This is a genomic window from Gryllotalpicola sp. CP2-P1 (assembly GCF_057512245.1).
The window spans coordinates 1-4,910 of record NZ_JBLRDT010000183.1; the positions used below are offsets into that span (position 1 = coordinate 1).

Here is a 4,910-nt window from a genome sequence, read left to right on the forward strand (position 1 = left end):
TTTCGTCTGCGTCGCCCTCGAGCGCACGGCGCAGTTCGGGCCGGTGGGGCTCGGCGCGCTGAGGCTCTCGGCGCACAACTGCGCGCTGTCATCCGACTCCGTGCCGCTCGGGGCGGGCGCGCGGGATGTCGGGGGAGGGGTGCAGTGAACGAGCGCGGCTCCGGCTCCGTTCTCGCCGTCGCGGTGCTCGGTGCGGTCGCGCTTGCGAGCGGCGCGGCATTGCTCGTGCTCGGCGCGCTGTCTGCGCAGCAGAGCGCTCAGGCGGCGGCCGACGCCGCGGCGCTCGCTGCGGCCGACACGCTGTCGGGGCGGGCGTCGGGCTTCCCGTGCGAGAACGCGGAGCGGGCAGCGGCTCTCGACGAGGCATCCCTCGCCTCATGCCAGACCGACGGCCTCGTCGCCGTCGTCGGCGTGTCCCAGAGCTGGTCGCGCCTCACCCTCACCGCTCGGGCACGGGCGGGGCCGCCTGGCACCCCGTGAGCGTTAGTCGAACTCGGCGCCGAAGTAGCGGTAGTCCACGGCGCCCGGTGCGCCGGTGCCGTCGGCGAACTCGCTGATCTCGCCGCTGCGGCGATAGACGTACTTCTTGCCGCGGTCGTTCGCCGGCAGCACAAGGCGCCCCTGCGGCGTGCCGCCGTCCAGGAAGCTGGTAGCGATGGTGCGGCCCTCGAGCGGGCCGTCGAGCAGTTTGGCGGTGTAGGTTTCGCCTGCCGTTGTAGTACCCATGCCGCCCATTGTGCTCAGCACGACGGGAGCGGCAAGCCCCTGGGCATCGGCCTTTTTCGAGGATCGGTGCGGTCGGGTGTGTGTATTCTCAGCCTGCAAAGGCTCAATGGCGCGCCCTATATATACGGCGTCCTGCCGTGCCTTAAGAAATAAGGAGTCTCTTGCCGAGCAACAAGAAGCTGGTCATCGTCGAGTCGCCGACGAAGGTCAAGTCGATCGCGCAGTACCTCGGCGACGGCTACACCGTGATGGCTTCGGTCGGGCACATCCGCGACCTCATCGAGCCGAAGGACCTTCCGGCCGATCAGAAGAAGGGGCCGCTCGGCAAGTTCGGCGTCGACGTCGAGAACGGCTTCAAACCGATCTACGTCGTCTCTGACGGGAAGACGAAGGTCGTCAGCGACCTCAAGCGCGAGCTCAAGAACGCCGACGAACTCATCCTCGCCACCGATGAAGACCGCGAGGGCGAGGCCATCGCCTGGCACCTGCGCGAGGTGCTCAACCCCAAGGTCCCCGTCAAGCGCATGGTCTTCCACGAGATCACCCGCGAGGCCATTGAGGCAGCCCGCGACCACACCCGCGACCTCAACATGGAGCTCGTCGACGCGCAGGAGACGCGCCGCGTCCTCGACCGACTGTACGGCTACGAGGTGAGCCCCGTGCTCTGGCGCAAGGTCGCGCCCGGTCTCTCGGCCGGCCGCGTGCAGTCGCCCGCCACCCGCCTCGTCGTCGACCGCGAGCGCGAGCGGCTCGCGTTCGTCCCCGCAAGCTACTGGGACCTGACGGCGCAGTTCACCCCCGGGCAGGAAACGGCTCCGTTCGAGGCGCGGCTGCAGCGAGTCGACGGCACCCGCATCGCGCAGGGTCGCGACTTCGACGACTCGGGCAAGCTCACCGGGAAGGTCACCCAGCTCGACGAGAAGACCGCGACCGCGCTCGCCGAGGCGCTGCGTGCCGACTCGACCACCGTCACCGTCTCGAAGGTCGAGTCGAAGCCGTATTCGCGCCGCCCTGCCGCACCGTTCACCACGTCGACCCTTCAGCAGGAGGCCGCGCGCAAGCTGCGCTTCAGCGCCCGCCAGACCATGAGCGTCGCGCAGTCGCTGTACGAGAACGGCTACATCACGTATATGCGAACGGATTCCCCGTCGCTGTCGCAGCAGGCGACGAAGGCCGCTCGCGCCCAGGCCGCCGCCCTCTACGGCGCCGACACGGTGCCCGAGAAGCCGCGCGTGTACACCGGCAAATCCAAGAACGCGCAGGAGGCGCACGAGGCGATCCGCCCCTCCGGCGAGACGTTCCGCACCCCTGACCAGGTGCGCTCCGCGCTCTCTGCCAACGACTTCAAGCTCTACGACCTGATCTGGAAGCGCACCGTCGCGAGCCAGATGGCCGACGCGAAGGGCTCGACCGCGTCCGTCGCCATCGAAGCCACGGTCGTGGGCGGCGAGCTCGACGGCACGGTCGCCGAGTTCACGGCATCCGGAACCGTGATCACGTTCCGCGGTTTCCTGCACGCCTACGAGGAGGGACGCGACGAGGAGCGCAACAGCGACAGTGCCGCCGAGGCGAAGCTGCCGCCGCTCACCGTCGGCCAGGCGCTCGAGAGCGCCGGCGTCGAGGCCAAGGGCCACGAGACCACGCCGCCGCCGCGCTACACCGAGGCATCCCTCGTCAAGGCGCTCGAAGAGCTGGGCGTGGGCCGCCCGTCGACCTACGCGCAGATCATCTCGACGATCATCGACCGCGGCTATGTGACCTTGCGCGGGCAGGCGCTCGTGCCGAACTGGATCGCGTTCTCGGTCGTGAAGCTGCTCGAGGACCACTTCGGCGACCTCGTCGAATACGACTTCACGGCCGACCTCGAGAACGACCTCGACAGCATCGCCAACGGCGCCGACGAGGGGCGCGAGTGGCTGAAGGGCTTCTACTTCGGCACCGATGCGCACCGCGGTCTGCGCGGTGTCGTCGACAACCTCGGCGAGATCGACGCGCGCGAGATCAACTCCGTTCGCATCGACGACGGCATCACCCTGCGCATCGGCAAGTACGGGCCCTACCTCGAGGTCACCGACCCCGAGGCCGGCCCCGACGCCGCGCCGCGGCGCGTGAACATCCCCGAGGGGCTCGCGCCCGACGAGCTCACGCCCGCGAAGGCGCGCGAGCTGGCGGAGGCGCCGGAGCAGTCGGACCGCGTGCTCGGCACCCTCGACGACGGGAAGCAGATCGTCGCGAAGGACGGGCGCTACGGCCCGTACGTCACCGAGGTGCTGCCGGAAGAGGCCGCGCCCGCCGAGGCGAGCGCGGCCGCGGCATCCGATGAGGCGAAGCCCAAGAAGCGCGCCGCGAAGAAGCAGGCCGCCCCTAAGCCGCGCACCGCGTCGCTCTTCAAGAGCATGAGCGTCGACACGATCGACCTCGACACGGCGCTCAAGCTGCTGTCACTGCCGCGTGTCGTGGGCGTGGACCCCGAGTCGGGCGACGAGATCCTCGCGGCGAACGGCCGCTACGGCGCCTACCTCAAGAAGGGCACCGACACCCGCAGCCTGCCGAACGGCGAGGACCAGATCTTCGAGATCACGCTGCCCGAGGCGCTCGAGCTGTTCGCGCAGCCGAAGTACGGCGCGCGCCGGGCCTCCAGCGCGCTCAAGGAGTTCGAGGCCGACCCCGTCAGCGGAAAGCCGATCCGTGTGCGCGACGGCCGGTTCGGCCCGTACGTCACCGACGGCGAGACCAACGCGACGATCCCGCGCGGCGAGGACCTCGAGGCCGTCGACTTCGCCCGCGCGGTGCAGTTGCTCGCCGACAAGCGCGCGAAGGGCCCCGCGAAGAAGCCGGCGCGGCGCTCGTCCCAGTCCGGGGCGAAGAAGACCACGACGACCCGCACCCGAGCGAAGAAGTGAGCGGCCTCTACATCTCGATCGAGGGTCTCGACGGGTCGGGGAAGACGACGCAGCTCGAGAAGCTGGCCGAGTGGCTGAGGGATGCCGGCCACACGGTCGTCGCGACGAGGGAGCCGGGGGGCACCGAGCTCGGGCAGCTCGTGCGCGACATCGTGCTGCACCACCGGGGCGACATCGCGCCGCGGGCCGAGGCGCTGCTGTTCGCCGCCGACCGCGCGCACCACATCGCGACGAAGGTGCGACCGGCGCTCGAGCGCGGCGAGGTCGTGATCCAGGACCGCTACATCGACTCGTCGGTGGCGTTCCAGGGCGCGGGCCGCGTGCTCGACCCCGCCGAGGTCCGCCGTCTGTCCGAATGGGCGACCGAGGGGCTCTACCCGACGCTCACCGTGCTGCTTGACCTCGACCCGGCACTCGCGCGCGAGCGCATCGACGCCGCTCAGAAGGTGTTCGACCGCATCGAGGCCGAGGCGGCCGAGTTCAGCCGGCGCATCCGCGCGGCCTACCTCGAGTTCGCCGCCGCGCAGCCCGAGCGCTGGCTCGTGCTCGATGCGACGTTGCCGGCGGACGAGCTCGCCGCCGCGATCCGCAGTCGCGTCGCCGCCCTGTTGACAACCGACGGGACTGTCGGCGGCGCCGGGTAGCCTGAAGCCGATGAGCGTGTGGGCCGAGCTGACGGGGCAGCGTGAGGCGATCGCGGTGCTGCGCGCCGCGGCGGGGGTCGACCCGGGGCGAGCCGGCTCGGCCGAGGCATCCGATTCGCCGGCATCCGCGCCAGAGGGGGGCGGCGCGGGCAACGCGATGACCCACGCGTGGCTGCTCACGGGGCCGCCGGGTTCCGGTCGCTCGAATCTCGCGTTCGCGTTCGCGAGCGCGCTGCTCAGCCACGCGGGCCCCGACGGCGACGAGGCGACCGACCGCCAGGTACAGGCGCGCACGCACCCCGATCTGTCGGTGCTCGCGACCGAGAAGGTCATCATCACCATCGACGAAGTCCGCGAGCTGGTGCGCTCGGCCCAGTACTCGCCGTCGGTCGGGCGCTACCGCGTGCTCGTCATCGAAGACGCCGACCGCATGACCGAGCGCACGAGCAACCTGCTGCTCAAGTCACTCGAAGAGCCGCCAGAGCGCACCGTCTGGGTGCTGTGCGCTCCGAGCGACGCCGACCTGCTGCCGACGATCCGGTCGCGGGTGCGCACCGTGCGGCTCACGGTTCCGACCATCGACGACGTCGCCGAGCTGCTCGTGCACCGCGACGGCATCGAGCCGGCCCTCGCCGAG

General features: G+C 70.5%; 5 protein-coding genes. 4 read left to right on the forward strand and 1 reads right to left on the reverse strand.

The window, feature by feature from the left end; all coding sequences use genetic code 11:
- The first annotated feature begins 144 nt into the window (after positions 1 to 144).
- Positions 145 to 480: an Rv3654c family TadE-like protein gene (locus tag ACM2XV_RS12225; protein ID WP_487027113.1), complete on the forward strand. Its 336-nt coding sequence runs from the start codon at positions 145 to 147 to the stop codon at positions 478 to 480.
- A 3-nt stretch (positions 481 to 483) separates the two neighbouring features.
- On the opposite strand, the gene ACM2XV_RS12230 is transcribed toward ACM2XV_RS12225, so the two are convergent.
- Positions 484 to 726, reverse strand: coding sequence for a hypothetical protein (locus tag ACM2XV_RS12230; RefSeq protein WP_344774799.1), 243 nt, complete (start codon positions 724 to 726; stop codon positions 484 to 486).
- 161 nt (positions 727 to 887) lie between these two features.
- On the opposite strand from ACM2XV_RS12230, the gene topA reads away from it, so the two are divergent.
- The 3 genes from topA to ACM2XV_RS12245 all read left to right on the forward strand — a co-directional run.
- Complete coding sequence (topA, locus tag ACM2XV_RS12235; protein WP_487027114.1) at positions 888 to 3,629, forward strand: type I DNA topoisomerase; 2,742 nt, start codon at positions 888 to 890, stop codon at positions 3,627 to 3,629.
- Complete coding sequence (gene tmk / locus ACM2XV_RS12240; RefSeq protein WP_487027115.1) at positions 3,626 to 4,273, forward strand: dTMP kinase; 648 nt, start codon at positions 3,626 to 3,628, stop codon at positions 4,271 to 4,273. The genes topA and tmk overlap by 4 nt, the downstream gene beginning before the upstream one ends.
- Positions 4,274 to 4,283: 10 nt before the next feature.
- On the forward strand, positions 4,284 to 4,910 hold a 627-nt coding region (locus ACM2XV_RS12245; protein ID WP_487027116.1), incomplete at its 3' end, for an AAA family ATPase.